This is a genomic window from Ornithinimicrobium cavernae (assembly GCF_003121625.1).
Taxonomy (GTDB): domain Bacteria; phylum Actinomycetota; class Actinomycetes; order Actinomycetales; family Dermatophilaceae; genus Ornithinicoccus; species Ornithinicoccus cavernae.
Map to the genome: position 1 here is coordinate 1 of NZ_QDDJ01000002.1, position 25814 is coordinate 25814.

At 71.2% G+C, this 25814-nt stretch carries 23 protein-coding genes; 19 read left to right on the plus strand and 4 right to left on the minus strand.

The annotated features are described in order from the left end of the window. Nucleotides 1-194 precede the first annotated feature (194 nt). On the plus strand, nt 195-1916 hold the full coding sequence (locus DA085_RS01755) for an HNH endonuclease (RefSeq protein ID WP_237565250.1): 1722 nt from the start codon (nt 195-197) through the stop codon (nt 1914-1916). Nucleotides 1917-2066: 150 nt separating this feature from the next. Here DA085_RS01755 and DA085_RS01760 read toward each other — a convergent pair whose 3' ends face one another. Further along, a complete protein-coding gene (locus DA085_RS01760; protein ID WP_202619069.1) occupies nt 2067-3368 on the minus strand; it encodes a serpin family protein in 1302 nt (433 codons plus the stop codon). A 70-nt stretch (nt 3369-3438) separates the two neighbouring features. Here DA085_RS01760 and DA085_RS01765 point away from each other — a divergent pair, with 70 nt between their 5' ends. From DA085_RS01765 to DA085_RS01840, 16 genes are all read left to right on the plus strand, one after another. After that, complete coding sequence (locus DA085_RS01765) at nt 3439-4029, plus strand: HIT family protein (protein WP_109471231.1); 591 nt, start codon at nt 3439-3441, stop codon at nt 4027-4029. Nucleotides 4030-4122: 93 nt separating this feature from the next. Beyond that, nucleotides 4123-4743 carry a phosphatidylinositol phosphate synthase gene (pgsA, locus tag DA085_RS01770; RefSeq protein ID WP_109471232.1) on the plus strand — a complete coding sequence of 207 codons (621 nt, stop codon included), beginning with the start codon at nt 4123-4125 and terminating at the stop codon, nt 4741-4743. A gap of 98 nt (nt 4744-4841) precedes the next feature. Next, entirely contained in the window at nt 4842-5780 is a 939-nt protein-coding gene (locus DA085_RS01775) for a phosphatidylinositol mannoside acyltransferase (RefSeq protein ID WP_109471233.1), read from the plus strand. Further along, the gene (locus DA085_RS01780) at nt 5780-7135 is read left to right on the plus strand and encodes a glycosyltransferase family 4 protein (protein ID WP_109471234.1); all 1356 of its coding nucleotides are present in this window, start codon (nt 5780-5782) and stop codon (nt 7133-7135) included. Before DA085_RS01775 ends, DA085_RS01780 begins: the two co-directional genes overlap by 1 nt. Then, entirely contained in the window at nt 7132-7686 is a 555-nt protein-coding gene (locus tag DA085_RS01785) for a LemA family protein (RefSeq protein ID WP_154402066.1), read from the plus strand. The genes DA085_RS01780 and DA085_RS01785 overlap by 4 nt, the downstream gene beginning before the upstream one ends. A 172-nt stretch (nt 7687-7858) precedes the next feature. After that, nucleotides 7859-8782, plus strand: a complete 924-nt coding sequence (pdxS, locus tag DA085_RS01790) for a pyridoxal 5'-phosphate synthase lyase subunit PdxS (RefSeq protein WP_109471236.1) — start codon at nt 7859-7861, stop codon at nt 8780-8782. Continuing rightward, entirely contained in the window at nt 8779-9447 is a 669-nt protein-coding gene (pdxT, locus tag DA085_RS01795) for a pyridoxal 5'-phosphate synthase glutaminase subunit PdxT (RefSeq protein ID WP_237565251.1), read from the plus strand. The genes pdxS and pdxT overlap by 4 nt, the downstream gene beginning before the upstream one ends. Continuing rightward, nucleotides 9447-10217, plus strand: a complete 771-nt coding sequence (locus tag DA085_RS01800) for a YebC/PmpR family DNA-binding transcriptional regulator (RefSeq protein ID WP_109471237.1) — start codon at nt 9447-9449, stop codon at nt 10215-10217. The genes pdxT and DA085_RS01800 overlap by 1 nt, the downstream gene beginning before the upstream one ends. Nucleotides 10218-10378: 161 nt before the next feature. Continuing rightward, on the plus strand, nt 10379-11203 hold the full coding sequence (locus DA085_RS21975; protein WP_419866488.1) for a crossover junction endodeoxyribonuclease RuvC: 825 nt from the start codon (nt 10379-10381) through the stop codon (nt 11201-11203). Beyond that, nucleotides 11200-11805 carry a Holliday junction branch migration protein RuvA gene (gene ruvA / locus DA085_RS01810; RefSeq protein ID WP_109471238.1) on the plus strand — a complete coding sequence of 202 codons (606 nt, stop codon included), beginning with the start codon at nt 11200-11202 and terminating at the stop codon, nt 11803-11805. The genes DA085_RS21975 and ruvA overlap by 4 nt, the downstream gene beginning before the upstream one ends. 74 nt (nt 11806-11879) lie before the next feature. Further along, nucleotides 11880-12959, plus strand: coding sequence for a Holliday junction branch migration DNA helicase RuvB (ruvB, locus tag DA085_RS01815; RefSeq protein ID WP_109471239.1), 1080 nt, complete (start codon nt 11880-11882; stop codon nt 12957-12959). Nucleotides 12960-13149: 190 nt separating this feature from the next. Further along, entirely contained in the window at nt 13150-13491 is a 342-nt protein-coding gene (gene yajC, locus DA085_RS01820) for a preprotein translocase subunit YajC (RefSeq protein WP_109471240.1), read from the plus strand. After that, nucleotides 13491-15389: a protein translocase subunit SecD gene (gene secD, locus DA085_RS01825; protein ID WP_109471241.1), complete on the plus strand. Its 1899-nt coding sequence runs from the start codon at nt 13491-13493 to the stop codon at nt 15387-15389. The genes yajC and secD overlap by 1 nt, the downstream gene beginning before the upstream one ends. Then, complete coding sequence (gene secF, locus DA085_RS01830) at nt 15389-16666, plus strand: protein translocase subunit SecF (protein WP_109471242.1); 1278 nt, start codon at nt 15389-15391, stop codon at nt 16664-16666. The genes secD and secF overlap by 1 nt, the downstream gene beginning before the upstream one ends. A gap of 25 nt (nt 16667-16691) precedes the next feature. Continuing rightward, nucleotides 16692-17261 carry an adenine phosphoribosyltransferase gene (locus tag DA085_RS01835; protein ID WP_109471243.1) on the plus strand — a complete coding sequence of 190 codons (570 nt, stop codon included), beginning with the start codon at nt 16692-16694 and terminating at the stop codon, nt 17259-17261. A 52-nt stretch (nt 17262-17313) separates the two neighbouring features. Further along, the gene (locus DA085_RS01840) at nt 17314-19620 is read left to right on the plus strand and encodes a RelA/SpoT family protein (RefSeq protein ID WP_109471244.1); all 2307 of its coding nucleotides are present in this window, start codon (nt 17314-17316) and stop codon (nt 19618-19620) included. A gap of 21 nt (nt 19621-19641) precedes the next feature. Here DA085_RS01840 and DA085_RS01845 read toward each other — a convergent pair whose 3' ends face one another. The 3 genes from DA085_RS01845 to DA085_RS01855 all read right to left on the minus strand — a co-directional run bounded on the left by DA085_RS01845 (nt 19642) and on the right by DA085_RS01855 (nt 23527). After that, the gene (locus DA085_RS01845; protein WP_109471245.1) at nt 19642-20949 is read right to left on the minus strand and encodes a M18 family aminopeptidase; all 1308 of its coding nucleotides are present in this window, start codon (nt 20947-20949) and stop codon (nt 19642-19644) included. A gap of 2 nt (nt 20950-20951) precedes the next feature. After that, entirely contained in the window at nt 20952-22235 is a 1284-nt protein-coding gene (locus tag DA085_RS01850) for a DUF349 domain-containing protein (protein ID WP_237565252.1), read from the minus strand. A 548-nt stretch (nt 22236-22783) separates the two neighbouring features. Further along, complete coding sequence (locus DA085_RS01855; RefSeq protein WP_109471246.1) at nt 22784-23527, minus strand: peptidylprolyl isomerase; 744 nt, start codon at nt 23525-23527, stop codon at nt 22784-22786. 117 nt (nt 23528-23644) lie between these two features. On the opposite strand from DA085_RS01855, the gene DA085_RS01860 reads away from it, so the two are divergent. Both DA085_RS01860 and hisS read left to right on the plus strand, forming a co-directional pair. Beyond that, the gene (locus DA085_RS01860) at nt 23645-24337 is read left to right on the plus strand and encodes an MBL fold metallo-hydrolase (RefSeq protein WP_237565253.1); all 693 of its coding nucleotides are present in this window, start codon (nt 23645-23647) and stop codon (nt 24335-24337) included. A 43-nt stretch (nt 24338-24380) separates the two neighbouring features. Beyond that, a complete protein-coding gene (hisS, locus tag DA085_RS01865; protein WP_109471248.1) occupies nt 24381-25784 on the plus strand; it encodes a histidine--tRNA ligase in 1404 nt (467 codons plus the stop codon). The last annotated feature ends 30 nt before the right edge of the window (nt 25785-25814 follow it).

Below are 25814 nucleotides of genomic sequence, written 5' to 3' on the forward strand. Positions count from 1 at the left end.
CGGATCGAGGACTTCAGCAATCCCGAACCTACGGACAACACGACGTGCGCGTCACACGTCAACCCCTTTCGCTCCCGCCCCTGCACGGGTCCCGACCCAACGGCGAAACACCCACACAAAGGTCAGGAGACGTACACCTGTGCTAACGTGGTTCATGTTGGGAGAGGGATCGCCGTGGTCGGGAAGAGGGGACCGTGACCGCACAGGCTGAGAGTGTCGGGCTGGCAGTGGACGCCGCGCAGGCCGTCACGGGGCGGGACGCTTCCTCGGCGGTGAGCGGTGGCGCGTTGTCCTCGGGCGAGGTGGCCTCGTGGGTGGAGCGGATGGCTGTCGGTGGTGATCTCGGGCCGTTGGCGGAGGTGGGCCCGGCGGAGTTGTGCGAGGTGCTGCACCGGCTCGAGGTGTTGAAGAATGCGGCGGCTGCGGCGCAGGCGCGGGTGACGGTGCTCGCCGCGGCGAGGTTGCAGGAGCAGGCGGTGGCTGACGGTGCGTCGGAGGAGACCGCCGCCAAGGGGGTCGGGGCGCAGCTCGCACTGGCGCGGCGCGAGTCGCCGCACGCGGGGTCACGGCACGTCGGGTTCGCCCGGGCCGTGGTGGGGGAGATGCCGGCCACGCACGCGGCGCTGACGGCGGGGTTGATCGGGGAGTGGACCGCGACGCAGGTGGTGAAGGAGACCGCGTGCCTGTCGGTGGAGCACCGGGCCAGGGTGGATGCGCACCTGGCCGGGCTGTTCGGGACCGCCTCGCACCGTTGGCTGGTGGCGGCGGCGAAGGCGAAGGCGTATGAGCTGGATCCGTACTCGGTAGCCAACCGCGGCCGGAAGGCGGTCAAGGACCGCCGGGTCACTGTGCGGCCGGCCCCGGACGTGATGGCGATCGTGTCGGGGTATCTGCCGGTGGCGCAGGGCGTGGCCTGCTATAAGGCGTTGGATGAGGCGGCGAAGGCGTTGCGGGCGGCGGGGGACGAGCGGTCCCTGGACCAGTTGCGCGCCGATGTGTTCACGCAGCGGTTGACCGGTCAGGACACCGCGGAGGACGTGACCATCGAGGTCGGACTGGTGATGACCGACAAGGCCCTGGTGGGGGCGGAGGAGACCCCGGCCCGCCTGGAGGGGTATGGCCCGCTCCCGGCGCCGTTGGCCCGGGATCTGCTCCGGGAGGCGCGGGAGGCAGTGGTCTGGTTGCGGCGGTTGTATGCCGATCCGGTCACCGGGGTGCTGACCGTTCAGGACGGGCGGCGGCGCCGGTTCACCGGGGCGCTGCGCCGGTTCCTGGTGGCGCGGGACCAGGTGTGCCGGACCCCGCGGTGCGAGGCCCCGGTGAGACACGCCGATCACGTCGTCCCGTGGGCTCGGGGTGGGCGGACCACTGCCGGGGAGGGGCAGGGGCTGTGTGAAGCCTGCAACTATGCCAAGGAGGCCACCGGCTGGTCCCACGAGGTCGTCGATCTGCCCGATGGGTCGCACACGGTGAGGATCACCACCCCGACCGGGCACATCTACTACTCCCAGCCCCCGCCCGTCCTGCCCACCCTCGGCCCTGGGCCGGGGGCTGCCACGGACCGCGCGCTGAGGGATGCCGTTCGTCGGTCCGTGCACGGCTCTCGTGCGACGACCACTGGCGCTGTTGCCGAGGGGGCGGAGCCGCTGGGTGCGGGTGTGCCCGAGGTGACGCGGGCGGGCTCGCGTGAGGACGCCGCGCCGCCACCGTCGACCGGTCCCGGACCGGGGCCGGGGTCGAGGCCGGCACGCACCAGCGCGATGAGCTGTCGACGCCGCCGGCACGGCGAGGTGACGATCCGGCTCCGCACACCCGTCGGGCCACCCGGCCGACCGGCCCAGCCGCCATGGATCCCAGCACCTCAGACGTCACCTGCTGCTGACCGGTCGCTGGCGTGGAGGTTCCCGAGCCGGTGAGCTGAGTCCGCTCGAAAGCATCTGGCAGGACTGCTGGCCGATGGCAAGTGAGCCACGGCGGTCACGGTGAGTCACGACCGTCCGCGTGAGTCCGGACCTTCCTGCGGCACCTGGTGCCGCGCCGCGCCTCAGTGAAGGTGCGCCCGGGTCTCAGTCGGTGCTGCGCGGGTCGGTGATGTGGGCCAGGAAGAGCGGCCAGCCGGTCTCTCCGTCAGCGATGCGGACCAGATAGGGGCGGTCGACGCTGAACTCGAGAGGCGGTTCGGCCATCCCGGACTCGCCGAAGCCGATCTCGGTGACGGCAGCCGCCACGGTGCCTTCCTCGTCGATCCGAAGGACGCCCTGCTGGAAGGCCTGTTCGATCGTCAGACTCGTGTCACTGATACCTGAGAAACCGCCGTCGAGGGCAGCGGGAGCGTGGTCGGTGAGGTACGGCTTCAGGTCGAGAGCCGACCTGGTGTCTGCGACCGGCATACTCAGGATCACCGCGACCCGCTCCTCTCGGTCGAGGATGGCGCGGATCTGGCCGAGCACAGCCGGGCTCATCGCCGTGGGTGCACTGCCCTCGGGCGGGAGGACGATGTCGGCATGGAGCCTGCCACCGGTGTAGGGCAGCCGCACGGCCTGCCAGCCCTCGACCTCTGCGTAGTAGACCTCGCGCGCCCGCCCCGTCGTCATCATGTCCACCGTGACGGTCTCGCCACCCGGCAGCGTGAAGTCCTGTGGGGTCGTCAGCGACGCGGCAAAGGGCGCCTCCCACCGTGCGGCGAGGACGATGGCGTCCTGCAGGACCAGGCGCAGCGTGTCTGTCGGTTGGATCGCGGACTCGGGGACGAGGCCACCGGTGTGCTCATTGACCCACTCGTCCAGCACCTTCTTGCCGGCCGGACCGGCCAGATCCGTGACGTCCGCCGTCGCTCCGTAGTTCACCGTCAGGGCGTCGACGAAGTCCTGCCTGACGTCGAGGCTGTCGTCCATCACCAACCGGTCGGCACGGTGGACGAGGGGCGTCTCGGGCAGCTCGTCGTCCTGCACCAGAGCCGGGTCGCCGTCGAACTCTTCCAGCGTGGCCGTCAGCGCGTTGATCGCCTCGCTGCGGTCTGCGCCTTCTGCGCCGATGATCGCCTCGAGCTCAGCCAGGGTCTGGCCCTCGGCACCCTCCGCTGCCATCGACAGCGCGACCTGAAGGCTGGCCGGCGACGTGACAGTGGTCGTGCCAGCTCCCTCGTTGATCAGGTCCAGGCCCAGCACGTCGGCGGCGTCCACGACGTCGGCCACCGCACGCGCCTCCGCCAGCATGACCTCGGCGCGCACCACCTGACTCGCGGGCAGCGTTCCGGTCGCGGTGTCACCCGGCGGCACGTCCCGGGCCTGGGGACCGCAGGACGTCAGCGTCATCACCACCGGCACGGTCACGAACAGGGCCAGGCAGGACCGGGTGCGTCGTTGCATGACGGTCGGACGCGGAGCAGGGCCGGACGGTTCCCTGGTCCGGCCACGGCACGCGGATAGGATCGCCGGCATGGTGGACCAGGAGAAGCCGGCCGAGCGAGCAGCCGGGACCGCCGGCCAGCCGACCACGGAGGAGCACGCCTCGGACTTCGCCGGCGTGCCCGACGGGTTCCAGCGTCTCTGGACGCCGCACCGGATGGTGTACATCCGCGGCGACCGGCCCTCCGACCACGCCGGCACGGGCTGCCCCTTCTGCGCGGCGCCGGACAAGGACGACGCCGAGGGCCTCATGGTGCACCGCGGCGAGACCTGCTACGTCGTGCTCAACCTGTTCCCCTACAACCCCGGCCACCTCCTAATCTGCCCGTACCGGCACGTGCCCCTCTATACCGACCTCACGCCCGAGGAGACGGTCGAGTTCGGACATCTCACGCAGACGGCGATGAGTGCCCTGACCAAGGCATCGGCGCCGGCCGGCTACAACATCGGCATGAACCAGGGCGAGGTCGCTGGCGCCGGGGTGGCCGCACACCTGCACCAGCACGTCGTCCCTCGGTGGGGCGGGGACATGAACTTCCTGCCGGTGATCGGTCAGACCAAGGCCGTGCCGACCCTGCTCGAGGACGCCCGGCAGGCGCTGCTCGCCGCCTGGCCCGCCTGAGGCGGGACAACGCGCCGGCGTGACGCACGGCACGTGGCTCCCCGGCACGTCGTGGCCGCCCACCGAGCACGCATCAGTAGCCTGGGGTCCACGATGCTCAACAAGTACGCCCGGGCGTTCTTCACCGCACTCTTCACCCCGATCGCCCGCCTCCTGCTGCGCCTCGGGGTGAGTCCTGATGTCGTGACGGTGGTCGGGACGGTCGGGGTGACCTTCGGCGCGCTCTACTTCTACCCGCGCGGCGAGCTCTGGTGGGGGACGTTATTCATCACCGCGTTCGTGTTCACCGACCTCGTCGACGGCACGATGGCCAGGATGTCGCGGCGGACCAGCTCCTGGGGCGCCTTCCTCGACTCGACCCTCGACCGGGTCGGGGACGCAGCGGTGTTCGGCGGCCTCATCCTCTACTTCACCGGCCGCGGCGACCACGACCTCAACGCGGGGCTGGCCCTGGCCTGTCTGATCCTCGGCTTCGTCGTGAGCTACGCGAAGGCACGCGCCGAGAGCCTCGGCTTCACCTGTGACGTCGGGATCGCCGAGCGGGCCGACCGTCTCGTGGCCACCCTGGTCACGACCGGCTTCGTCGGGTTGTTCCTGCCGACGTGGGTGCTCACCGCGGTGCTCGCCCTGCTCGCCCTCGCCAGCCTCATCACCGTCCTGCAGCGCATTGTCACCGTGCGGATCCAGGCCCTGACCCGTCCGATCGGGTCGTGAGTATGCCGAGGCTCACCTCGTCGCGCGCCGGCGGCTCGCGAGCCGACGGGCCAACCTTCCCCAAAAAGGCGTGGGAGGCGGTCCGAACCTCCCCAAGAATGGGGGGAGACCAGGCAGCCGTGCTGGCCTACCGCCTCGGCTGGACGGCGGTGCGCCGGCTCCCCGCGGCGGCCGCCTACCGGCTCTTCGACACGATCGCCGACGTCATGCACCGCCGCGGTGGCAAGGGCGTGGAGCGGATGCGCGCCAACTACGCCAGGGTCAGGCCAGAGCTGAGGGCCGACGAGCTCGACGCCCTGGTGCGGGCGGGCCTGCGCTCCTACCTGCGCTACTGGTGCGAGTCGTTCCGCCTGCCCGACCGCACTGCCGAGGAGCTGGCGGCGAGCGTCCGCGTGATCGGCGACGGTCCGCCGCGGGAGGCCCTCGACGCCGGCCGGGGCGTCGTCTGTTTCCTGGGCCACCTGGGCAACTGGGACACGGTGGGGGCCTGGGCCACGCACCACCTGGCGCCGGTGACGACGGTGGCCGAGCGCCTGCGTCCCGAGGAGGTCTACGAGCGCTTCGTCGCCTACCGGGAGTCCCTCGGCATGACGATCCTGCCCCTGACCGGCGGGCAGGCACCCTTCCGCGCCCTGGTCCGCACCGTCCACGACGGGGGACTGGTGCCCCTCCTGGCCGACCGGGACCTCACCGACTCCGGGGTCGAGGTCAGCCTCTGCGGGCACCCGGCCCGGATGGCCGGCGGCCCCGCGGCCCTGGCTCTGGCCACGGGCGCGCCGCTGCACCCGGTGACGGTCACCTACGAGCGCCGCCAACCACGGACCGGCGGGGCCCTCGGGCGACGACCCGGCCCCACGGCATACGGTGTCGTCCTGACGTTCGGCCCCGCCGTCGCCGTTCCGGACGGGGGGACCAGGGCCGAGCAGATCGTCGCGATGACCCAGGCGTGCGCCGACTACCTCGGTGCGACGCTGCGAGAGCACACCGAGGACTGGCACATGATGCAGCGCGTCTTCGTGGCGGACGGGATCCGCTGATGCGCATCGGGATCGTCTGTCCCTACTCCTTCGACGTGCCCGGCGGGGTCCAGCTGCACGTCCGGGACCTGGCCGAGCACCTCCTGCGCCGCGGACACGTGGTCTCCGTCCTCGCCCCCGCGGACGAGGACACCGAGCTGCCGGAGTATGTCGTGAGTGCCGGTCGGGCGGTCCCCGTCCGGTTCAACGGGTCGGTGGCCCGCCTGTCCTTCGGCCCGATCGTGGCCAACCGGGTGGAGGCGTGGCTGGAGGACTGGGACTTCGACGTGCTCCACCTGCACGAGCCCGCGGCTCCCAGCCTGTCCCTCCTGGCGCTGTGGGCGGCGGACGTGCCGGTCGTGGCAACCTTCCACAGCTCCCAGGCGCGCGTGGGGACCCTGCGTGCCGCCCAACCGCTGCTCCAGCCCGGCCTGGACAAGATCTCCGCGCGGATCGCGGTCTCCGACGCGGCGCACCGGACGATGGCCTCGGGCGTGGGCGGCACCACGCTGGTCATCCCCAACGGGGTCTACGTGGACCGGTTCTGCCCGGGGGACGAGGACGTGCCGGACCGGGAGGGTCCGCCGCGCATCGTCTTCCTGGGCAGGTTCGACGAGCCCCGCAAGGGCCTCCCGGTGCTGCTCGCGGCCCTGCCGCTGGTGCTGGCGCAGGTCCCGGACGCCGAGCTCCTGGTCGCCGGCCCGGGCGACATCGAGGAGGTCCGGGGAGCGCTCTCGGAGCAGGTCGCCGGCTCGGTGCGCTTCCTCGGCATGATCAGCGAGGACGACAAGGTGGCGCTGCTCGCGCGCGCCAACGCCTATGTCGCGCCGAACACCGGTGGGGAGAGCTTCGGCATCATCCTGGTGGAGGCGATGAGTGCCGGCGCGCCCGTGGTGGCCAGCGCCCTGGATGCGTTCGTGGCCGTCGTGGGGGACTCCGGCGCCGGTGTGGTGTTCCCGGTCGGCGACCACCGCGCGCTCGCCGGTGCGATCGTGCGGGTGCTCGAGGACCCGACCGAGCAGGCCCGGCTGAGCGCTGCCGGGCGCGAGCGCGCCCGCCTGTTCGACTGGTCCCGGGTCGGGGCGCGCATCGAGGCGGTCTACGACTCCGTGGCCGTGGAGCGTGCGGCCGACCGTCCGCTCGGGGGCACACTCCGACCCGCAGGACAGGAGGCAGGCGCTGGGTCGCCCGTGGCGGCCCCGCCGGGGACGGACGCTCCGCCCGCCCGTGCAGGGGGCCGGGCGCGCCGCATACTGGCCGACCGTGCCGGGGCACGCGGCCGGTCGCGTGCCACCCTGCCGGCGGCAGCCGCCGTGCGTGCCTCGAGCGCCTCCGGCGCGCTCGGCCGCACCGTCCGACGGTGGTTCGGCCGATGAGCACGGGCGTGGACTGGGGTCCGCAGGAGATCGCGATCATCGGTGCGGCCGTCCTGGCCGTGCTGCTGGCCCTCGGCTGGTACCTCTCCTACACGGCCGTGCGGCTGGACCGCCTGCACCACCGCGTCATGGGGACGGCCGCCGCCCTGGACGCCCAGCTCGTCCGTCGCGCGGAGGCGGCCCTGGAGGTGGCCTACATCGCCGGGATCGACCCGGCCTCGGCCACGCTCATGGCGGCCTCGGCCGGTCAGGTCCTGGACCAGGCGGAGACGTGGTCCCAGGAAAGGCTCGACGCCGAGTCGCAGCTCACGGGGGTCCTGCGGGCCACCGAGGCGCCGGACAACGCGGCAGGTGCCGAGGTGGTCGAGCTGCTCGAGCGGCTGCGGGGCACGGGGGAGCGGGTGCAGCTGGCGCGGCGCTTCCACAACGAGGCAGTGCGGGAGACCCGGGACGTGCGAGGGCAGCGCCTGGTCCGCTTCCTGCACCTGGCCGGCTCCGCGAAGGTGCCGCTGCCGATCACCTTCGATGACGACTGGCCCAGCGCGCGCTGAGGGCCGGGAACCGGTGCCGCGTGCGGTTGCCGTGCCCGGGTGACCGTAGACTGGAGAACCGACCAGTCCACCTGGTGGGCTGCCCTGTCCGGGATGCCCCGTCCCGCCGGGCACGACCACCCCGTGACCTCGCCGTAGGCGGAGTCCCACCACGCCCCGGAAGGCACCAGAGATGAGCACGACGCACGAGACCAACTCCGCGACCGCCCCGGTCCAGCAGGCCGGCACCACCCGCGTCAAGCGCGGTATGGCCGACATGCTCAAGGGCGGCGTCATCATGGACGTGGTGACCCCCGAGCAGGCCAAGATCGCCGAGGACGCCGGGGCCGTCGCCGTGATGGCGCTCGAGCGCGTCCCGGCGGACATCCGCGCCCAGGGCGGCGTCTCGCGGATGAGTGACCCGGACATGATCGACGGCATCATCGAGGCCGTCTCGATTCCGGTCATGGCCAAGGCCCGCATCGGCCACTTCGTCGAGGCCCAGGTGCTGCAGTCCCTCGGTGTGGACTACATCGACGAGTCCGAGGTGCTCACGCCGGCCGACTACGCCAACCACATCGACAAGTGGGCCTTCACCGTGCCCTTCGTGTGCGGGGCGACCAACCTCGGTGAGGCCCTGCGCCGCATCACCGAGGGCGCCGCGATGATCCGCTCCAAGGGCGAGGCGGGCACCGGCGACGTCTCCAACGCCACCACCCACATGCGGGAGATCCGCCAGGCGATCCGCCGGCTGCAGAGCCTGCCCGAGGACGAGCTCTACGTCGCCGCCAAGGAGCTGCAGGCCCCCTACGACCTGGTGGCCGAGGTGGCCCGCAACGGCAAGCTGCCCGTCGTGCTGTTCACCGCCGGTGGCATCGCCACCCCCGCGGACGCCGCGATGATGATGCAGCTGGGCGCCGAGGGCGTGTTCGTCGGCTCCGGGATCTTCAAGGCCGGCAACCCGGCTGCCCGCGCGGAGGCCATCGTCAAGGCGACGACCTTCCACGACGACCCGGACATGATCGCCAAGGTCTCGCGGGGCCTGGGCGAGGCCATGGTCGGCATCAACGTCGACGAGATCCCCCAGCCGCACCGGCTGGCCGAGCGCGGCTGGTGACCGGACACACCCCGGCCCCGTTGATCGGGGTCCTGGCCGTCCAGGGCGACGTCGTCGAGCACGTGCGCGCCCTGACCCTGGCCGGTGCGGAGGCGGTCCCAGTGCGCCGCCCCGAGGAACTGGCGGCCGTCGACGGGCTGGTCATCCCCGGCGGGGAGTCCACCACGATCGACCGTCTCCTGCGGATCTTCGACCTGGCCGAGCCCCTGCGCGCACGGCTGGCCGACGGCATGCCTGCCTACGGCTCGTGCGCCGGGATGATCCTGCTCTCCAGGGAGGTGCTGGACGGGCACCGCGACCAGCAGGTCCTGGGTGCGCTGGACATCACGACGCGACGCAACGCCTTCGGGCGCCAGGTCGACTCCTTCGAGGTGGACCTGCCGGTCGTCGGGTTGGACGGCGCCTTCCACGCGGTGTTCATCCGCGCCCCGTGGGTGGAGCGGGTCGGTGAGGACGTCGAGGTCCTGGCGAGCATCGAGCGCGACGGGGTCGACCACGTGGTGGCGGTCCGCCAGGGCAACGTGCTGGCCACGTCCTTCCACCCCGAGCTGACCGACGATGCCCGGCTGCACGCGATGTTCGTGGACATGGTCCGTGCTGCGGGTAGCATCGGGGGCCGAGCAGTACCCGAGGGATCCGCGAGCACAACGAGCAAGGACGACTGATGGCTGGGCACTCCAAGTGGGCAACGACCAAGCACAAGAAGGCGGTGATCGACGCCAAGCGCGGCAAGCTCTTTGCCAAGCTGATCAAGAACATCGAGGTCGCGGCGCGCACCGGCGGCGGTGACCCGGCCGGCAACCCCACGCTGTTCGACGCCATCCAGAAGGCCAAGAAGACCTCCGTCCCCAACGACAACATCGATCGTGCCGTCAAGCGGGGCTCCGGGGCCGAGGCGGGCGGTGCCAGCTATGAGGCCCTGGTCTATGAGGGCTACGCGCCCGGCGGCGTCGCGCTCTACATCGAGTGCCTGACCGACAACAAGAACCGCGCCGTCATGGAGGTCCGCACCGCGCTGACCCGCAACGGCGGCAGCATGGCCGACAGTGGTTCGGTGGCCTACCTGTTCGACCGCAAGGGCCAGGTCGTCGTGCCCAAGGAGCAGGAGGCGGGGGAGACCAACGAGGACGCCCTGCTGGAGGTCGTCCTGGAGGCCGGTGCCGAGGAGATCGAGGATCTTGGCGACTCCTTCGAGATCATCTCCGAGGCGACCGACGTGGTCGCCGTGCGCACCGCGCTGCAGGAGGCGGGCCTCGACTACGACTCGGCCGAGGTGACCTTCGTGCCGAGCATGGAGGTGCCACTCGACGCCGAGGGCGCCCGCAAGATGATGCGCATCGTCGACGCCCTCGAGGACTGCGACGACGTCCAGAACGTCTACTCCAACGCCGACGTGTCCGACGAGGTCCTGGCCGAGCTCGAGAACGACGACTGACCTCCGCCAGCCGTATGCCGTGGGGCGGGGGCCGTGCACAGGCCACCACGGCGAGTCCTCTCCGCCGGTGAGGGTGCAGTGTCGTAGCGTGGTTCGCGAACAGGTGTTCGGAGACCGGTCGGGTCCCCGGGCCGACAGGACTCGCGAGGAGGTGTGCCACGGTGCGTGTGCTTGGTGTCGACCCCGGGCTCACCCGGTGCGGCCTCGGGGTGGTGGAGGCGGGCCCCGGCCGCAGCGTGCGGATGATCGCCGTCGGGGTGGTGCGCACCCCGCCCGGTGACGACCCGGCCGAGCGGCTCCTCACCCTCCAGACCGAGATCGACGCGTGGCTCGCGGAGCACCGTCCCGACGCCGTCGCCGTCGAGCGGGTCTTCGCCAAGGCCAACATCAAGGGGATCATGGGGACCGCCCAGGCCTCGGCCGTGCCCATGCTCGCCGCAGCCAGGCTCGGACTTCCCCTGGCCCTGCACACGCCCACGGAGGTCAAGGCGGCTGTGACCGGCAACGGCCGGGCCGACAAGGCACAGGTCACGGCGATGATCACCCGCATCCTGGGGCTCGAGACCCCGCCCAGGCCGGCCGATGCCGCCGATGCCCTCGCCCTCGCCGTGTGTCACCTGTGGCGTGGTCAGTCCGACGCCCGGCTGCAGGCCGCAGCCCGGGGCAACACCCTGCAGCAGCTCGCGCAGGACGCCGCCCGCGCCCCCCGCAACAGGCTCGAGGAGCTGCACGCCGCGCACTCGGCACGACCCGGTGCGGGCGCACCGCGGGCGCAGGCACCGGCGGCGCGCCGCCCACCGCCGGCGACCGTGCGCCGCGGCCCCCTCAGCGTGCGAGCCACGCCCGGCAGCGGGCGACCCGGGCCCACGCCCGGCGCCAACGTGTCCGCCACCAGCGAGTCCGCCAACAACCGGTCAACGACCAGCGAGTCCACCACCAGCCGGTCCACCACCAGCGAGTCCACCAGCACAAGGAGCGTCCAGTGATCGCCTCAGTCCGGGGACCCGTGCTCCATGTCGGCCTCGAGCACGTGGTCGTCGAGGTCGGTGGCGTCGGGCTCCACGTCCACACGACCCCTGCCACGGCCGCCGGCTGCACCACGGGTCGGGAGGTGACACTGGCGACGACGCTGGTCGTGCGCGAGGAGTCGCTCACCCTCTACGGCTTCGATGGCTCGGAGGCCCGTGGCCTCTTCGAGCAGGTGCAGACCGTCTCCGGCGTGGGGCCCCGCCTCGCGCTGGCCATGCTGTCGGTGCACAGCCCGGACGGCGTCCGGCAGGCCATCGCCGGGGGAGACCTCGCCGCCCTGACCAAGGTGCCCGGCATCGGCAAGAAGGGCGCCGAGCGGATCGTGCTCGAGCTCAAGGACAAGATCCTGGCCATGGGCGTCGAGCCGTCCCTGGGCGGTCCCACCACGCCCAGCACCGGTGCGGACCCGGTGGGCGCGCAGGTCCACGAGGCCCTGGTCGGTCTCGGCTGGAGCAGCAAGCAGGCTGACGACGCGATCGAGCGGGTCCGGGCCACGGGCGCGACACCGACCGCGGTGTCCGACTTCCTGAAGTCGGCCCTCCGGGAGCTGGGTCGGTGACGTCCCGCTCCGACGAGGGGCCCCGTGACCGGCCACTGCCCGAGGACGCCGGCGCCGGACGGAGTCATGGTCCGGTGGGTGACTGGGGCGAGGACGGCTCCATCGATGCCACCGCCCGTGTCGTCGACGCGGCGCCGACCGACGAGGAACGACGCATCGAGGCAGCCCTGCGGCCGCGCCGCCTGGCGGACTTCCCCGGCCAGCAACGCGTGCGTGACCAGCTGGGGCTGGTGCTCGAGGCTGCCAGGCGCCGACAGGCTCCGCCGGACCACGTCCTGCTCTCCGGGCCACCCGGCCTCGGCAAGACCACGCTCGCAATGATCATCGCCACCGAGCTCGAGCAGCCGATGCGGATCACCAGTGGCCCCGCGATCCAGCACGCCGGCGACCTGGCGGCGGTGCTGTCCTCGCTGGCCGAGGGGGAGGTGCTCTTCCTCGACGAGATCCACCGCATGGCCCGTCCGGCGGAGGAGATGCTCTACCTGGCGATGGAGGACTTCCGGGTCGATGTGATCGTCGGCAAGGGCCCCGGGGCCACGGCCATCCCCCTGGAGCTCCCGCCGTTCACCGTGGTGGGCGCCACGACGAGGTCCGGTCTGCTGCCGGCACCCCTGCGCGACCGGTTCGGCTTCACCGGGCACCTCGACTACTACAACACCGAGGACCTGCAGCGGATCCTGACCCGCAGCGCCGGGCTCCTGGAGATCGAGGCGACCCGGGAGGGGATCCACGAGATCGCCTCCCGCTCCCGTGGCACCCCCCGGATCGCCAACCGGTTGTTGCGCCGGGTCCGTGACTGGGCCCAGGTGCACGGGGAGCACCTCGTTGACCAGGACGCCTCGCTCGCGGCCCTGGAGCTGTTCGACGTGGACAAGCAGGGTCTGGACCGTCTCGACCGCGCGGTGCTCGAGGCGCTGTGCAAACGGTTCGGAGGTGGGCCGGTCGGGCTGAGCACGCTCGCGGTCGCCGTGGGCGAGGAGCCGGACACCGTCGAGACGGTGGCCGAGCCCTACCTGGTGCGCGAGGGCTACATCGTCCGCACCCCCCGAGGTCGGTCCGCCTCACGGACGGCCTGGGAGCACCTCGGGTTGCAGCCACCGAAGTCGACGCCGAGCCAGGACCAGCTACCGCTCGGCGGTCGCCTCGACCACTGACCCGGCGTGTTTCCCGACGCTCGTGGCGCGAAAAGGGCGGTTGTGACCGGATCTTTACCTGATGTGCGGCACGGGGTGTTGGGCGGGCACAGCCGTGTCACCTAGACTGCCGCGAGTGTCTACCGGCCGTTGGGCCGCCCCACGGTCAGGGCACCGGGACACCCTCCGACAGACGTTGTAAGGAATCTCCATGTCGCCACTGGCCTCGGCCGCCGCCTCCTCAGGCGGCGGTGACGGCTTCAGCATGCTGTTGCTGTTGCTCCCGCTCGCACTGATCGCCTTCCTCTTCATCTCGCAGCGCAACCGCCAGAAGAAATTCAAGGAGATGCAGGCCGACCTCGCCGTCGGGTCGCGGGTGATGACGACCACAGGTCTGTACGGCACCATCGCGGCCATGGACGAGACCACCGTCCAGATCGAGGCCGCCCCCGGCGTCGTCCTGCAGTTTGACCGGCGCGTCGTGATGCAGGCTCCGGGGGCCCAGCCGCCGCACGCCCAGCCCGGTCCCGATGACACCCAGGGAGACAACTGATGGCGGGTCATCCGCGCAACCGCAGCGCGCGGAACACCCTCCTCGCCCTGCTGGCCCTGATCCTGGTCCTGGGCGGGGGCCTCGGTGCAGCGAACCTCTGGGGCACGCCCAGGGCGCAGCTGACGCCGCTGCTGGGCCTTGACCTCGCCGGCGGACGGCAGGTGGTCATCGAGCCGATCGTCGAGGGAGGCCAGACCGTCCGGGCCGAGCAGCTCGACCAGGCCATCGACATCATCCGACGACGCGTCGACGGCAGCGGCGTCGCCGAGGCCGAGGTGTCCCGGCTGGGCTCCAACATCCAGGTCGCCATCCCAGGGACGCCCACGGCCGCCCAGCTGGAGGCCCTGAGCCGGTCCTCGCAGCTGCGGTTCCGCGCCGTGCTGGTCTCGGCGCCAGTGACCCAGCAGGCTCCCACCGAGCCGCCGCGCGAGCTCCCGATGCCGGTCGGCCCCACCGAGTCCCCGACCGAGGCCCCCACGACCGAGCCGGGTGCCGACCCCGCAGAGACCACCAACGCGGCCTACCCCGAGGGGCTGCTGGCCGACCAGCAGCCCATGGTGGGTGCTGCGGAGCAGTTCCCGGCGAGCGGGACCACGGACGGCGCCGAGAGCACCGAGGAGCCGACCGGCACCGACGAGGGCACCACGACCGATGACGCCGAGTCCACGGCCGGGCCGGACGACGCCCAGGTCACGGAGGGGCCGGAGGCCCCGGAGCCCACCAGCGCCAGCGACCTGGCGTGGATCACCCCCGAGCTCCAGCAGGAGTTCATGGAGTACGACTGCGACGACCCGGAGAACCAGCGGGCCGCCTCGAGCGCCCCGATGGACAAGCCCATCGTGGCCTGCTCCGTGGGAGGCACCGAGAAGTTCATCCTGGGCCCCTCCGAGCTCAGCGGAGCATCACTGACCGACGCGAGCTCCGGTCTGCAGGTCGGGGCCGGCGGTCAGCCCACCGGTGTCGTCGAGGTGCGCCTGCAGTTCAACAGCGAGGGCCAGGAGGCCTTCCGGGAGATCACCACCCGACTGTTCAACTTCGGGCAGAACACCTCCCAGAACCGGTTCGCCATCGTCCTCGACGGGCAGGTGATCTCGGCGCCCGGCGTGAACAGCCCGATCAACGACGGGGTGGCCACGATCTCCGGCGGCTTCACCAACGACAGCGCCAAGGAGCTTGCCAACCAGCTGAAGTTCGGTGCCCTCCCGATGAGCTTCGACGTGCAGACCTCGGAGCAGCTGAGCCCGCAGCTCGGTGGTGAGCAGCTCAGGCTTGGCATGATCGCCGGCCTGATCGGCATGATCCTGGTCTTCATCTACTCGCTGTTCCAGTACCGCGCGCTCGGCCTGGTGACGATCGCCTCGCTGATCATCGCCGCGGTCCTGGCCTACCTGGCCGTGACCCTGCTGGGCTGGACCAACAACTTCCGGCTCACCATGGCCGGGGTGACAGGACTCATCGTCGCCATCGGTGTCACCGCCGACAGCTTCATCGTCTACTTCGAGCGGATCCGTGACGAGGTGCGGACCGGGCGTCCGCTGCGCTATGCCGTCGACACCGGCTGGCGGCGAGCCCGGCGCACGATCATCATCTCCGACATCGTGAACCTGCTGGCGGCCGGTGTGCTCTACCTGCTGTCCGAGTCGGGCGTGAAGGCCTTCGCCTTCGCCCTCGGCCTCAGCACCGTGATCGACCTGCTGGTCGTCATGATGTTCACCCACCCCGTGGTGAGCATCCTGGCCAACACGAAGTTCTTCGGCGAGGGCCACAAGTGGTCGGGCATGGACCCCGAGCACCTGGGCGCCCGCCGCTCGACCTACCTCGGACGCGGCCAGTTCGCCATGCCTGAGCCGCAACGCACCGGTCCCACCCGTGAGCAGACCGAGGGAGGCATCGTCTGATGTTCAGCTTCGCCAGGTTCGGTAATGACCTGTTCACGGGCAAGCGCTCGTTCAACATCGTTGGCCGGCGCAACGTCTGGTACGCCGTCGCCGGCGTGCTCATCGTGGTCTCCCTGCTGGGGATCTTCGTCAAGGGACTCAACTTCGGCATCGAGTTCCGCGGGGGCACCGAGCTGCGGGTCCCCGGCGTCAGCAGCATGGAGGACTACGAGCAGCGCGCCGACTCCACCCTGCGTGAGCAGGCCCCGGACGCCGCCGAGGTCTCCGTGACCCAGATCGGTGACAACACCGTCCGGATCCAGACCGGGGAGCTCACGGCCGACGAGTCCAACAACGCGATCAACGCGCTGGCCGAGGAGTTCGCGGTCGACGCCGACAACGTCACCAGCTCGTTCGTCGGGCCGTCCTGGGGCGACACGGTCACCGACAAGGCGATCCAGGCCCTCGTCGCCTTCCTCGTGCTCGTCGCGGTGGTCCTGGCGCTGTACTTCCGCACCTGGAAGATGGCTGCCGCAGCGCTCATCGCGCTGCTGCACGACGTCCTCTTCACGGTCGGCATCTACGCGCTGCTGGGGATCGAGATCTCGCCGGCCTCCATGATCGGCTTCCTGACGATCCTCGGCTACTCGATCTACGACACCATCGTCGTGTTCGACAAGGTGCGGGAGAACACCGAGTACGCCCTGGACTCCAAGCGCACCACCTACTCCCACGCGGCCAACCTGGCCGTGAACCAGACCCTCGTGCGCTCCATCAACACCTCGGTCGTGGCGCTGCTGCCCGTGGCGGCCATCCTGGTCTTCGGGATCACCCTCATCGGACCGGGCACGCTGCTCGACCTCTCCGTGGCCCTGTTCGTCGGCATGGCGGTCGGCACGTACTCGTCGATCTTCATCGCGACCCCGCTGCTGGTGCACCTGCGCCAGGGGGAGCCGGAGGTCCGGGCGCTGGACAAGAAGGTCAGCAAGCGGGAGGACCGTCAGGCGGGCAAGGTCGACTACTCCGCACCCCCGGGCATGGAGTCCATCGACGGCAACGCGCCCCCCGGGATGGAGACCATCGGCACCGACGGTGAGACCTCGGGCGTCGCCCTGCTGACCGAGGAGGCCACCGGCTCCGACCCGGAGGCCGTGCCGACCGCGGACCAGGAGCTCGGCGCCGAGGGCAGCCCCACGGCACCTGCTCGCGGGGTCCACCCACGGGCGGCCCGCGAGGTGCATCCCCGGGCCCGCGGTCCGCGCAACCAGCCCAAGCGGCCGCCCAGGTCCAAGCGCTGACCCGGCCGGGCGGCATACTCGAGTCATGACCCAGGACCTGCGGCCCGCGGACCACGTCGTCGACGGGCCGGACCCCGACCTGGCCGCAGACGTGGCGGCGAGCCTGCGGGCCATCCCGGACTTCCCGGAGCCGGGTGTCGTCTTCAAGGACTTCACCCCGCTGCTGCTCGACCCCGCGCTGCGCGACCGGGTCGTCGCCGACGTGGTGCGCCGGCGCGCCGGCAGCGCAGACGTCGTCATCGGCATCGAGGCACGCGGGTTCATCCTCGGGTCGGTCATCGCCCACGAGCTGGGAGCCGGCTTCGTGCCCGTGCGCAAGCAGGGCAAGCTGCCGGCGCAGACCCACTCGGTCTCCTACGACCTGGAGTACGGCACCGCGACCATCGAGGTGCACACGGACGCGCTCCGGCCCGGCCAGCGGGTCCTGGTGGTCGACGACGTGCTCGCCACCGGCGGCACGGCCGCGGCCGCGGTCGAGCTGGTCCGCCGGTGCGACGCCGAGGTGGTGGGGGTCGAGGTCGTGCTCGAGCTGGGCTTCCTCCACGGCCGGCAGAGGCTGGGCGGCACCGACGTCCACGCGCTGCTGGTCGACTGACCACGCCCGAGCCGAGGCACAACCTCCTGCCCGAGCGGCCTACAATCACGTCATGAGTGAGGATGTCGCCCCGGCCTCCTCCCACAGCAGCTACGGCGTCCGCGCACGCCTGGCCCGACTGGGAGGCACCCGCACCGGGTCCAACCCGGTCCTGGAGCCGCTGCTGCGCGCCGTGCGCGCCACCCACCCCAAGGCCGACCTGGAGCTGATCGAGCGCGCCTACAAGGTCGCCGAGCGCGCCCACGACGGCCAGGTCCGCAAGAGCGGGGACGCCTACATCACCCACCCCCTGGCGGTGGCTACGATCCTGGCGGAGCTGGGGATGACCCCGTCCACCCTCGCGGCGGCGCTGCTGCACGACACGGTGGAGGACACGGCATACTCCCTCGACCAGCTGCGCAAGGACTTCGGCGACGAGATCGCGATGATGGTCGACGGCGTCACCAAGCTCGACAAGGTCCAGTACGGCGAGGCCGCCCAGTCCGAGACCGTCCGCAAGATGGTTGTCGCCATGGCGCGCGACATCCGGGTGCTGGTCATCAAGCTGGCCGACCGGCTGCACAACGCCCGGACCTGGCGCTACGTCTCCCGCGAGTCGGCCGCGCGCAAGGCCAACGAGACCCTCGAGATCTATGCTCCCCTGGCGCACCGGCTGGGCATGAACACCATCAAGTGGGAGCTGGAGGACCTGTCCTTCGCCCAGCTCTACCCGAAGATCTACGACGAGATCGTGCGGATGGTCGCGCAGCGCGCCCCGGCACGCGAGGAGTACCTCGCGACGGTCCGGGCCGAGATCGGCAAGGACCTCAAGGAAGCCAAGATCAAGGCCGTCGTGACCGGTAGACCGAAGCACTACTACTCGGTCTACCAGAAGATGATCGTCCGCGGGCGCGACTTCGAGCAGATCTACGACCTCGTGGCGGTCCGGGTGCTCGTCGAGACGGTCCAGGACTGCTATGCCGTGCTCGGTGCCCTGCACGCGCGGTGGAACCCGGTTCCCGGCCGGTTCAAGGACTACATCGCGATGCCGAAGTTCAACATGTACCAGTCGCTGCACACCACCGTGATCGGTCCGGACGGCAAGCCGGTGGAGGTCCAGATCCGCACCCACCAGATGCACCGGCGCGCCGAGTACGGCGTGGCCGCGCACTGGAAGTACAAGGAGGACGGGGCCAAGACCGCCGTCGGCGCCGACGGCGGGCCGGGTCAGATGGAGGGGATGGAGTGGCTGCGGCAGCTGCTCGACTGGCAGAAGGAGACCTCGGACCCGGGGGAGTTCCTGGAGTCGCTGCGCTTCGAGATCAGCGGCGCGGAGGTCTACGTCTTCACCCCCGGCGGCGACGTCATGGCGCTGCCCTCCGGGGCGACCCCCGTCGACTTCGCCTACGCGGTCCACACCGAGGTCGGCCACCACTGCGTGGGTGGACGGGTCAACGGCAAGCTCGTGCCGCTGGACAGCAGCCTCAGCAACGGTGACGTGGTCGAGATCCTGACCAGCAGGGCCGCCGACGCCGGCCCGAGCCGCGACTGGCTCAACTTCGTCAAGAGCCCGCGGGCGCGCAACAAGATCCGCCAGTGGTTCTCCAAGGAGCGCCGCGAGGAGATGATCGAGTCCGGCAAGGACCAGATCGCCAAGGTGCTCCGCAAGCAGAACCAGCCGATCCAGCGGCTCATGTCTCACGAGACGCTGACCGCGGTCGCCGGCGACCTGCGTTACACCAACGTCGACGGGCTCTACGCCGCGGTCGGCGAGGGCCACGTCTCGGCACCGCACGTCGTCAAGCAGCTCGTCTCCACCCTTGGCGGGGAGGACGGCGCCACCGAGGACCTGGCCGAGGCCACCCTGCCCAGCCGTGGACGGAGCCGCACCCTGGACTCGGGGGTGACCGTGGTCGGCACCGACGATGTCTGGGTCAAGCTGGCCAAGTGCTGCACGCCGGTGCCGGGGGACCCGATCATGGGCTTCGTGACGACCGGCAAGGGCGTCTCCGTGCACCGCACGGACTGCACCAACGCCGAGTCGCTCAGGCAGCACCCTGAGCGCATCATCGAGGTGGCCTGGTCGCCGACCGAGAGCAGCGTCTTCCTCGTCCAGCTCCAGGTCGAGGCGCTGGACCGGTCCGGGCTGCTCGCAGAGATCACCCGGGCGCTCACCGAGCAGCACGTGAACATCCTGGCGGCCTCGGTGCAGACCGGCCGCGACCGGGTGGCCCTGTCCAAGTTCACCTTCGAGATGGCCGACCCGAGCCACCTGGAGTCGGTGATCCGGGCCGTGCGTCGGGTCAGTGGCGTGCTGGACGCCTACCGGATCACCGGGACGTCGAACACCGACCCGCACCGGCGCCACCGCAGCGCCTGACAGGGCCTGCCGGCCGACGGCTCAGGCGGGGAAGAGGAAGGCCGCCAGCGCTCCGGCATACATCGTCTGGTCCGCGACCCCACAGGCCTCCCGGGTGGAGTGCATCGACAGGGTCGGGGCGCCGAAGTCCACCGTCGTCGCACCGGTCAGCGCGGAGGTCATCGGCCCCACGGTCGAACCGCACGGCAGATCGGTCCGCGTGACAAAGCTCTGCACCGGCACGCCCGCCTGCTCACACGCCAGCCGGAAGGCGGCGGCGCCGAGCCCGTCGGTGGCGTAGCGCGCCTGTGCGTTGATCTTGAGGACCGGGCCACCGTTCATCTGGACGTGGTGTCCGGCCTCGTGGCGGTCGGCATAGTTCGGGTTGGTGGCGTGGGCCATGTCGCCCGAGGCGATCACCGTGCCGGCCAGCGCGCGCAGGTAGTCCTCCCGGGACCCGCCGCGGGACAGCACGATCCGCTCCAGCACAGACGGCAGGAACGTCGACTGGGCGCCCCGCTCCGTGGTGCTGCCGACCTCCTCGTGGTCGAAGAGGGCGATCACCGGGACCGTGGCGGAGGTGCCCGCCTGCCCCTCCTCCGCGGACGTGGCCAGTGCGATGGTGGCGGCGAACGAGGTCGCCAGGTTGTCCAGACGCGCCGAGGCCAGCAGGTCGCGGTCCCGGCCGATGCGACGCGCCGGTGTGAGGTCGTGGGTCATCAGGTCCCAGCCGAGGACGTCGCCCGGCGAGACGCCCAGGTGGTCCGCGACGAAGCCGACGAAGTCGCCGGCCGTCTCACCCTGACCCCAGTGAGGCACCAGGTGCTGCTGCGGGTTGAGCTTCAGTCCCTCGGTGTGGACAGTGCGGTCCAGGTGCGGGGCCAGCTGGGACACTCGCAGGAGGGGCTCATCGATGAGGAGGAGCCGCCCCTCGACGCCCCCGGCGCCCCGGACAGCCACCCGTCCGGACAGGCCCAGGTCCCGGTCCAGCCAGGTGTTGAGCAGCGGCCCGCCGTAGATCTCGACAGCGAGCTGCTGCCACCCGGCCCGGACCAGGTCCGGGCGCGGCTTGATCCGCAGGTTGGGGGAGTCCGTGTGCGCACCGACGACCCGGAACGGCGTGGCCGGCCCTTGGTCGGCCTCCGTGGACCACGCGATCAGCGAGCCACCGCGGATGGTCAGGTAGCGACCCGGCTCCGTCGGTGTCGGGTCGGTCTCGACCACCCTGGTGAAGCCGCTGGCCTCGAGCAGGGCAGCCGAGCTCTCGACCGCATGGAACGGCGACGGCGAGGCGTCGAGATAGTCCGCCAGACGCGTCGCGACGTCGTCCGGCCCGAAGGGGTGGCTCATCCTCAGCTCCCGAACTCGGACAACCCGCCGCGGGCAGCGTCGAGCAGCTGCCGCCGGCCATCGAGAGCGGCCTGCGCCTGCGCGATCTTCTTGTCGTTGCCGGTGGCCCGGGCGGCCTCGAGGTCCTGCTCGAGACCCTGCACCGCGCGCTCGAGCTGCTCGACCATGGACTGGGCACGGGCGTTGAGCTCGGGGTTGGACCGGGACCACTTGGCATCCTCGATGTCGCGCACGGCCTGCTCGACCTTTCGCAGCCGGCCCTCGACCCGCGACATGTCCTTGCGGGGCACCTTGCCGGCGTCGTCCCACTTGTCCTGGATGGTGCGCAGCTGGCTCTTGGCGGCCTCCAGGTCGGTGACCGGGAGCAGTGCCTCGGCCTCCTTCAGGAGCTCCTCCTTGACAGCGAGGTTGGCCTCGAACTCCTCGTTCTCGGCGGCGACGACCTCGTCCTTGGCGTTGAAGAAGGCATCCTGGGCGCTGCGGAACCGCTCCCACAGGGCATCGTCGTCCGCGCGCTGGGCCCGGCCGGCGCGGCGCCACTCCTGCATCAACCGCTTGAACGCGCCGGCGGTCGAGCCCCAGTCCTTGCTCGTCGAGAGCGCCTCGGCCTCCGCGACGAGCTTCTCCTTGGTGCGCTTCGCCTCGGCGTGCTGGGTGTCCAGCTCGCTGAAGAAGGCCTTGCGGGCCTTGTCGAACGCGCTGCGCGCAGTGCTGAGCCGGTGCCAGAGTGCGTTCTCGACATCCTTATCGAGTTTTGGCCCCTTCTTCTGCAGGCCCCGCCACTCATCGAGCATGCTGCGCATGCGGGCGCTCGCCGTCTTCCACTGGATCTGGTGCACGTCCGAGGCAGCCAGTTTCTCGGCCTCGGCGACCAGGGCCTCGCGGACCGTCGTGGCCTCCGCCTTGGCCTGGGCGCGCTGCTCGGTCTCGGCGCGCTGCCGGTCCTTGACGGCCACCTCGAGGGCGGTCACACGCTCGCGGAGCGCCGGCAGGTCGCCGACGACGTTCGCCTCACCGATCTGGTCACGCAGGGCCTTGAGGGCCTCGCGCGCCTCGTTGGCGGAGATCTCGGTCTGGCCCAGACGCTGCTCCAGCAGTGTGGCGGTGGCCGCCAGCTCGTCGTACTTGCGCGCGAAGTAGGCCAGGGCCTCCTCGTTGCTCGCCTCCGGGTAGGAGCCGACAGCGCGCTCCTCCTCGCCGTCCCGGACATAGACGGTGCCGTCGTCGCCGACCCGGCCGAAGGTGATGGCGTTGGACGTGGACGCCGCCTGCGGGGGACTCGGCACTGCCGGTGTGACGGATGGACGACGTCCCGCCAACGCAGCGGGGGAGGGAACGGGGCCCGGCTTCGGCGGTGCCGGCTTCGCTGCCGCGGCCGGCGAGGGAGCCGACCCGGGTGCGGCCTCTGCGGTGCCCGTGGGTTCCGGAGTGACCGGTTCCGGGGTGGGCTCGGGAGTCACGGGTTCCGGGGTGGGCTCGGGAGTCACGGGTTCCGGGGTGGGCTCGGGAGTGACCGGCTCGGGCTCCCCGGGCACGGGAACCGTTGAGGGGTCGGGACTCGGCATCTCACCCGGGGTCGGGGGCTCCGGGACCGTCTCGCCGGCAGCCTCGGGCTCTGCCGCCTCGGGCTCTGCCGCCTCGGGCTCGGCCACTGCCGGCTCCTGTGGGGCGTCGCCCGACCCGGTCACCTCTTCGGGCGATGCGGCAGCCTCCGTTGGGTCAGGGGCCTGTGGTGAACTCTCCGGCCGGGCCTGCTCATCTGCCGTGGCCGGTGACTCCTCGGGTGCCGCCGACGTGTCGTCCGGCGTGTTGCTGGTTCCCTGCGGCTGCTCGCTCACTGTGTCGCCTTTTCCTGTGTGACCTCGACCGAGAGGATGCTGATCGGCGCCGCGGGGGTTCCGTCGGCACCGCCGCCATCGACGCCTTGTTCGGCGACGCGGTCCACGATGTCCATTCCACTGGTGACCTTACCGAAGATGCTGTAGCCGCCGCCCGCGACCGGCAGTTCCGTGTCCTCGTAGACGATGAAGAACTGGCCACCGTTGCTGTTGGGGTCCTGGCTGCGGGCCATCGCGAGTGTCCCGGGCGGGTAGGTCCCGTCCGCCGGGGCGTTCTCGATGCCGAAGGTGTAACCCGGCGCCCCACGCCCCGTGCCGGTGGGGTCGCCGCACTGGAGCACGAAGATTCCCTGGGTCGTCAGGCGGTGGCACGGGCTGTCCGCCCAGTAGCCCTCCCCGGCGAGGTGGGCGAAGGAGGCGACTGTCACCGGTGCCAGGTCCCCGTAGAGCTCGACCCCGATGGCCCCGCAGTTCGTCTCGATCTGGGCGGTCCAGGTCCCGGAGGCCTCGTCGGCCGGCGGCTCGAGCGGCTCCTGTGTCCGGCCACTGGGCACGACCGGTGGCTCGGTGCACCCCGCGCTGGCACCAGCGGGCGTGAGGGTGGCTGAGGGGACACTGATGTCGTCCTGTCCGGGGGCGGAGGACTGGTCAGTCGTCTCGGGACTGCCGCAGGCGGCCACCAGCAGAACGCTGGACACCAGCGTTCCGAGGGCCTGCCACCGGTGACGACCCAGCGTCATAGTCGTGCTCCTGACGTGCTCGGGCGGGGGTGGAGCGGCCAGTCTAGGCAGCCGTTCCCAGCGATGTGGTCACGGGCCGATGACGGTTTGGACACGATAGGACGTAGGTTTGGTCACGTGTTGGTTCTTCGCATCGAGGCGGCCGCGTTCGGCACGAACTGCTACCTGGTCGCACCGGGTGCGGGGGAGGAGTGCCTGATCGTCGATCCGGGCGTGGGGGTGGAGGCGCAGGTCGCCGAGACCCTGGCCCAGCACGGTCTGCGACCCGCGGCGGTCCTCCTCACCCACGGTCACGTCGATCACACGTATGCCGTCACACCAGTGTGCGGGGGGACGACCGCCGCCTACATCCACCAGGACGACCGCTACTGGTTGCGTGACCCCCTCGCCAGTACCAGCCCTGGCCTGCTGGCGATGCTGGAGCAACAGTTCGGCACCCGGGCCTCCTGGCAGGAGCCGGACACGGTCGTCGACCTGCAGGGCGGTCAGGTGCTCGACCTGGCCGGGCTCTCCCTCGAGGTCTCCCACGCTCCCGGGCACACCGAGGGGTCCGTGCTCTACGGCCTCTCCGGCGTGCCCGGCGGTGTGCCGGACGACGTGGACCGCACGGTGCTCACCGGGGACGTGCTGTTTGCCGGCTCCATCGGTCGCACCGATCTGCCGGGCGGAGACCACTCGGCGATGCTGCGGTCCCTGCGTGACGTCGTCCTCCCGCTGTCCGACAGCCACCTGGTCCTGCCGGGCCACGGGCCCGCCACGACGATGGGGCGCGAGCGGGCGACCAACCCCTACCTGACCTCCCTGGCCTGACGGGGCGGCCGGCGCCGGCGTCCCGCCTCGTTAGACTCGCCGCGTGATCAGACCCCGCACCGCCCCCGGCACCCTCGAGCTCCTGCCCACCGAGCAGATCGCCTTCCAGCGGATGCTCGATGTGATCCGGTCCGGCTACGAGCGGTTCGGGTTCCTGCCGATCGAGACACCCGCCTACGAGCTGACCGACGTCCTCCTGACCAAGACCGGCGGTGAGACCGAGCGTCAGGTCTACTTCGTGCAGTCCACCGGGTCGCTGGAGAAGTCGGCCGCCCAGGAGGAGCCGGGGCTGCCGGAGCTGGCTCTCCGGTTCGACCTGACCGTGCCCCTGGCGCGCTACGTCGCCGAGCACGAGCACCAGCTGACCTTCCCGTTCCGGCGCTACCAGATGCAGCGGGTCTACCGCGGCGAGCGCCCCCAGAAGGGGCGCTACCGGGAGTTCTACCAGTGCGACATCGACATCATCGGCAAGGACGGGCTCAGCCCGCGCCATGACGCCGAGTGCCCCGCGGTGATCCACACGATCTTCACGGACCTGGACATCGGCCCGTTCACGATCCAGCTGAACAACCGCAAGCTGATGCGCGGCTTCTTCGAGGACCTGGGCATCACGGACGGCGAGCACCAGGTGTCCGTGCTGCGGGAGGTCGACAAGCTCGACAAGCGGGGCGCGGACGCCGTGCGCGAGACGCTGGTCGGCGAGGCCCTGGGCCTCACCGAGCAGGCGGCTGACGCCGTCCTCGCCCTGGTCGCGGTCCGGTCCACGTCGCACGCGGACGCCCTCGGTCACCTGGACCGCGTGCTGGCGGAGTCGACCGGCTCGGAGGTCCTGGCCACCGGCGTCGCCGAGCTGCGGGAGGTGCTCACCGTGCTGCGGGACCTGGGTGTCCCCGAGAGTGACTACGCCCTGAACCTGTCGATCGCCCGCGGCCTGGACTACTACACGGGCACGGTCTACGAGACGACGCTGGATGACCACCCCGAGATCGGCTCGGTCTGCTCCGGTGGGCGCTACGACGACCTGGCCGGGCAGTACACCAAGTCCAAGCTGCCTGGTGTGGGGCTGTCCATCGGTCTCACGCGGCTCTTCTGGCAGCTCCGCGAGGTGGGGCTGGTGGGCACCGCCGAGTCGACCGTCCAGGTGCTCGTGCCCCAGCTCGACGAGGCCTACCTGCCGCAGTGCCTGGCGCTGGCCACCGACCTGCGGCAGGGCGGCATCAACACCGAGGTGGTCCTGGACGGTGGCAAGCTCGGCAAGCAGCTGCGGTATGCCGATCGTGCCGGGATCCGGTTCGTCGCCATCGTGGGGGAGCAGGAGGTCGCGGCGGACACCGTCACGATCAAGGACCTGCGCCGCCAGGACCAGTTCACGGTGGCCCGCGACGAGGTAGTGCCGGCCGTGCGCGTCGAGCTCGCCCAGCCGCTGGACGTGCCACACGAGGACTGACCCTCCAGGTCACCTGAGCGATCGCTCCGT

Bases quoted from the DNA above. Each gene is read 5' to 3' on its own strand.
- DA085_RS01760 (WP_202619069.1), bottom strand. From the start codon at position 3,368: ATGCAACGACGCACCCGGTCCTGCCTGGCCCTGTTCGTGACCGTGCCG.
- DA085_RS01765 (WP_109471231.1), top strand. From the start codon at position 3,439: ATGGTGGACCAGGAGAAGCCGGCCGAGCGAGCAGCCGGGACCGCCGGC.
- pgsA (WP_109471232.1), top strand. From the start codon at position 4,123: ATGCTCAACAAGTACGCCCGGGCGTTCTTCACCGCACTCTTCACCCCG.
- DA085_RS01775 (WP_109471233.1), top strand. From the start codon at position 4,842: ATGGGGGGAGACCAGGCAGCCGTGCTGGCCTACCGCCTCGGCTGGACG.
- DA085_RS01780 (WP_109471234.1), top strand. From the start codon at position 5,780: ATGCGCATCGGGATCGTCTGTCCCTACTCCTTCGACGTGCCCGGCGGG.
- DA085_RS01785 (WP_154402066.1), top strand. From the start codon at position 7,132: ATGAGCACGGGCGTGGACTGGGGTCCGCAGGAGATCGCGATCATCGGT.
- pdxS (WP_109471236.1), top strand. From the start codon at position 7,859: ATGAGCACGACGCACGAGACCAACTCCGCGACCGCCCCGGTCCAGCAG.
- DA085_RS01800 (WP_109471237.1), top strand. From the start codon at position 9,447: ATGGCTGGGCACTCCAAGTGGGCAACGACCAAGCACAAGAAGGCGGTG.
- yajC (WP_109471240.1), top strand. From the start codon at position 13,150: ATGTCGCCACTGGCCTCGGCCGCCGCCTCCTCAGGCGGCGGTGACGGC.
- secD (WP_109471241.1), top strand. From the start codon at position 13,491: ATGGCGGGTCATCCGCGCAACCGCAGCGCGCGGAACACCCTCCTCGCC.
- secF (WP_109471242.1), top strand. From the start codon at position 15,389: ATGTTCAGCTTCGCCAGGTTCGGTAATGACCTGTTCACGGGCAAGCGC.
- DA085_RS01835 (WP_109471243.1), top strand. From the start codon at position 16,692: ATGACCCAGGACCTGCGGCCCGCGGACCACGTCGTCGACGGGCCGGAC.
- DA085_RS01840 (WP_109471244.1), top strand. From the start codon at position 17,314: ATGAGTGAGGATGTCGCCCCGGCCTCCTCCCACAGCAGCTACGGCGTC.
- DA085_RS01845 (WP_109471245.1), bottom strand. From the start codon at position 20,949: ATGAGCCACCCCTTCGGGCCGGACGACGTCGCGACGCGTCTGGCGGAC.
- DA085_RS01855 (WP_109471246.1), bottom strand. From the start codon at position 23,527: ATGACGCTGGGTCGTCACCGGTGGCAGGCCCTCGGAACGCTGGTGTCC.